This window comes from Acinetobacter sp. 12966 (genome assembly GCF_031196995.1).
In the GTDB taxonomy this organism is placed as follows: domain Bacteria; phylum Pseudomonadota; class Gammaproteobacteria; order Pseudomonadales; family Moraxellaceae; genus Acinetobacter; species Acinetobacter geminorum.
Map to the genome: position 1 here is coordinate 1 of NZ_JAVIMC010000112.1, position 1,179 is coordinate 1,179.

1 protein-coding gene is annotated in these 1,179 nt (G+C 44.4%); it reads right to left on the reverse strand.

Annotation, left to right across the window (positions count from 1 at the left end; all coding sequences use genetic code 11):
- On the reverse strand, positions 1-1,179 hold a 1,179-nt coding region (tuf, locus tag RFW85_RS16550), incomplete at its 5' end, for an elongation factor Tu (RefSeq protein ID WP_017399900.1).

Here is a 1,179-nt window from a genome sequence, read left to right on the forward strand (position 1 = left end):
TTATGCAGTTACTTTCGCAACAACACCAGCACCTACAGTACGACCACCTTCACGGATCGCAAAACGTAGACCTGGGTCCATTGCGATTGGGTGGATTAATTCTACTGACATTTCAACGTTGTCGCCTGGCATAACCATTTCAACGCCGTCTTGTAATTGGATTGCACCAGTTACGTCAGTTGTACGGAAGTAGAACTGTGGACGGTAACCATTTAAGAATGGAGTGTGACGACCACCTTCTTCTTTAGAAAGTACGTATACTTCTGCGTCGAATTTAGTGTGCGGCTTGATTGTACCTGGTTTAGCAAGTACTTGACCACGTTGTACGTCTTCACGCTTAGTACCACGAAGTAAGATACCACAGTTCTCACCTGCACGGCCTTCGTCAAGAAGTTTACGGAACATTTCTACGCCAGTTACAGTTGTTTTAACTGTATCTTTAATACCAACGATCTCTACTTCTTCACCAACTTTAACGATACCAGCTTCTACACGGCCTGTTACTACAGTACCACGACCAGAAATTGAGAATACGTCTTCGATTGGCATTAAGAATGCTTTGTCGATAGCACGTTCTGGTTCTGGGATGTAAGAGTCAAGCGCTTCAACAAGAGCAAGAACTGAAGACTCACCATATTGACCAGCATCGCCTTCCAACGCTTTAAGCGCAGAACCACGGATAACTGGAGTGTCATCACCTGGGAAGTCATAAGTAGAAAGAAGTTCACGAACTTCCATTTCTACTAATTCAAGTAATTCTTCATCATCAACAAGGTCACACTTGTTTAAGAATACGATGATGTAAGGTACACCAACCTGACGAGAAAGAAGGATGTGTTCACGAGTTTGTGGCATTGGACCGTCAGTCGCAGCACACACAAGGATCGCGCCGTCCATCTGAGCAGCACCAGTAATCATGTTTTTAACGTAATCGGCGTGGCCCGGGCAGTCAACGTGCGCGTAGTGACGAATTGGAGAATCGTATTCTACGTGTGAAGTATTAATTGTAATACCACGTGCTTTTTCTTCAGGTGCTGAGTCGATTTGTGAGTAATCTTTCGCTTCACCGCCGTAAGTTTTTGCACAAATTGTTGCAATCGCAGCAGTTAAAGTTGTTTTACCATGGTCAACGTGACCGATTGTGCCCACGTTTACGTGTGGCTTATTACGTTCAAACTT